Genomic DNA, 2,624 nt, shown 5'->3' with positions numbered 1-2,624 from the left:
ATCCGCATCTCGATATTTTTTTGCAGGCAGCTGAGCTCGGAAGCTTCTCCAAGGCGGCTGAGGCCAACTATATCACGCCGTCTGCCGTCATCAAGCAGATTGACCTGCTGGAGGCCAGACTGGGGGTGGCCTTGTTTGAGCGGACGCACCGGGGATTACGGCTGACCAAGGCAGGGGAGTCTTTAAAAAGAGACGCCCCGGCTTTGATCAGGATGAGCAATGAAGTGGCTTCCCGGGCCGTTGCCGCCATGGACAGCGCCTCAAAGGTCATCCGCATTGGCACCTCACCGGTGACTTCAGCGGAGGTGCTGATCGAGTTGTGGCCGAAATTGTCCAAGATCATGCCAGGCTTGAAGTTCAAGATGGTGCCTTTTGAAAACACGCCGGAGAACGCGCGGATGATCCTCAAGCACTTGGGGGAAAACATCGATGTCGTGGCCGGGCTGTTTGACGATGAACTGCTGAGCTACCGGGAATGCAGCGCAATTGAATTGTCAAAAGAACCCTTGTGCGTGGCTGCGTCGGTAAACGACCCGCTGAGCCGGAAAAAGGCGCTGACGACAGCGGATTTAGAGGGGCGGGAGCTGATGATGATTGCTCCGGGAAGCATGCGGAGCATGGACAGTTTGCGGGACTGGCTGACAAGGGAGAAGCCCGAAATCAAGATTGTCGATTTTCCGTTATACAGCATTGACGTTTTCAACGAATGCGCCAACAGCGGCCGGCTGCTGGTAACCGTTGAGCGCTGGAAACAGGTACACCCCTTGCTGAAGACTTTGCCAGTAGACTGGAAGTTCACGATGCCCTACGGGCTCTTGTATGCCAAACGCCCGGACTTAAAGGTCAGCCAGCTGATCTCAGCCTTGAAATCAGTTCACTAGTTTATACTCAAAGGTATAAGCCATTTTCCAAAGGGAGACTTCTGCGGGAAGTCTCTTTTTTGTATATTAAGGGCAGAAAGAAAATCATGCATGTTTGACAAGAAGGTTAGAGCAAGGCGCCTTGCTGACGTTGCAGAATTCGAGGTAATAAAGAACATGTACAATGAATTAAAGGGTCAAGCAGCGATTGTTACCGGGGGCAGCTCCGGCATTGGCAGAGGAATTGCCGAAAGATTTGCGGCTGAAGGCGTTGATGTCGTCATTACCGGCCGGCATGAAGCAACTTTGAAGGAAGCTGCTGCCGCTAGCGACAAGATTCATTATGTCGTAGCGGACATGACCAACACTGATGACGTAGCCAAGACTGTCGCCTACGCCAAGGACCACTTTGGCCGGCTGGACATTTTGGTAAACTGCGCTGGCTGGTGCCCAGTTCAAAACATCAAGGAAATGAAGCTGGAAGACTACAACCGGGCATTTGACCTTGATGTCAAGGCAGTGGTTGACATGACCATTCAGTCTTTGCCACTGCTTTTGGAATCAAAGGGCAACATCATCAACCTGTCCAGCATCGGTGCTACCCACCCGTCAGTCAACCTGTCAATGTACACTGGCGCCAAGGCAGCCATTGAAAACTTCACCAAGGTTTGGGCTGTTGAACTGGCTGAAGACGGCGTGCGCGTGAACGCGATCGCTCCAGGTGCGGTTGAATCCAACATTTGGAACGTGCCGGGACTGACGCCGGAACAATCAGAAGCGCACATGAAGAGCATTATCGACGGCATTCCTGTCAAGCGGATGGGCAAGCCGGAAGACATTGCCAACATGGCCGCTTACCTGGCTTCCGACCAGGCAGACTACGTAACTGGGTCAATTTTCAAGGTTGACGGTGCGTTGGCTATCTAATAATAGCTTTTAAGATATATTTTCACATTTTCAATAACGCGTCATTTAGACATATATGAGTATGTCTGCCGACAGGGTGCTGGCTTTTCCGCTAGTGCCCTGTTTTTTGTTTAGGGCATAAAAAGCGGTATAATCTGGGTCTGGTAAAAAATACAACCGAATTATCGGGGAAGCAGGCTTGTATGAAAAGCCAGGTGAAATCAGAAGCGGTCCGGTAAAGATTCCGGGAACGGATTACCGGCCGGAGATGCCTAAGCTTGACGAGATTGAAAAAGTCTTGCGGCAGGCAAAGAAAATCGAGCATCCCATCAAACAAGGCTTCTATTTGTTTGACCATATTGCCAGAGAGCAATGGCTCAGCGGCGGCACCAAGCGGACCGCGCAGCTGGTAGCCAATCATGTTTTTGTGCAAAACAACGCGGCGATGTTGGCAGTCCCGGTTGAAGAGCGGGAAAACTTTGAGCACAAGCTGATTGAATTCACAGAAAATGGCTGGGAATTGACTAAGCTAAAAAATGCATCCCTAAGTATGAGCTTTCATACTAGGGATGCATTTTCTGTTTCTGATAAATTTTTAGCTTAAGCCCAGAATCGACTTAGCCGCTCTGCGTCCTTGGTGGATGGCTCCAGATACGGCCGTGCCTGAGCCTGGGTAGTATGAACCCAGCCAGCCGCCGGCATTCATCCCGGCCGCGTACAGGCCTGGAATCGGCTGCCCGAAGTTGTCAATCACGTTGCATTGCGCGTTGATCTTCAAGCCGCCGATCGCGCCCAGGTTGCCTGGCGTGTTGGTGTAGGCATAAAACGGTCCGCTAAATGGCGCAAGGCCCATCGTCC

4 protein-coding genes are annotated in these 2,624 nt (G+C 51.6%); 3 read left to right on the top strand and 1 reads right to left on the bottom strand.

Annotated elements, in window-relative coordinates; all coding sequences use genetic code 11:
* From lacNas_RS03185 to lacNas_RS03175, 3 genes are all read left to right on the top strand, one after another.
* The coding region (locus lacNas_RS03185) for a LysR family transcriptional regulator (RefSeq protein ID WP_201346580.1) at nucleotides 1-881 on the top strand (881 nt) is incomplete at its 5' end.
* A 90-nt stretch (nucleotides 882-971) separates the two neighbouring features.
* Entirely contained in the window at nucleotides 972-1,787 is an 816-nt protein-coding gene (locus tag lacNas_RS03180; RefSeq protein WP_244660674.1) for an SDR family NAD(P)-dependent oxidoreductase, read from the top strand.
* Nucleotides 1,788-1,965: 178 nt separating this feature from the next.
* Nucleotides 1,966-2,370 carry a hypothetical protein gene (locus tag lacNas_RS03175; RefSeq protein ID WP_201330951.1) on the top strand — a complete coding sequence of 135 codons (405 nt, stop codon included), beginning with the start codon at nucleotides 1,966-1,968 and terminating at the stop codon, nucleotides 2,368-2,370.
* Here lacNas_RS03175 and lacNas_RS03170 read toward each other — a convergent pair.
* A partial coding sequence (locus lacNas_RS03170; RefSeq protein WP_201346579.1) for an FAD-binding protein occupies nucleotides 2,362-2,624 on the bottom strand: 263 nt, incomplete at its 5' end. The two genes, lacNas_RS03175 and lacNas_RS03170, sit on opposite strands and share 9 nt — an antisense overlap.

The organism is Lactobacillus nasalidis (assembly GCF_016587775.1).
Lineage (GTDB): Bacteria > Bacillota > Bacilli > Lactobacillales > Lactobacillaceae > Lactobacillus > Lactobacillus nasalidis.
The sequence above is the reverse complement of the archived record's forward strand: the minus strand, read 5'-3'. Positions and strand labels throughout refer to the sequence as shown.

Excerpts from the sequence above, each read along its gene's own strand:
- lacNas_RS03180 (WP_244660674.1), top strand. The coding sequence starts at position 972 with ATGTTTGACAAGAAGGTTAGAGCAAGGCGCCTTGCTGACGTTGCAGAA.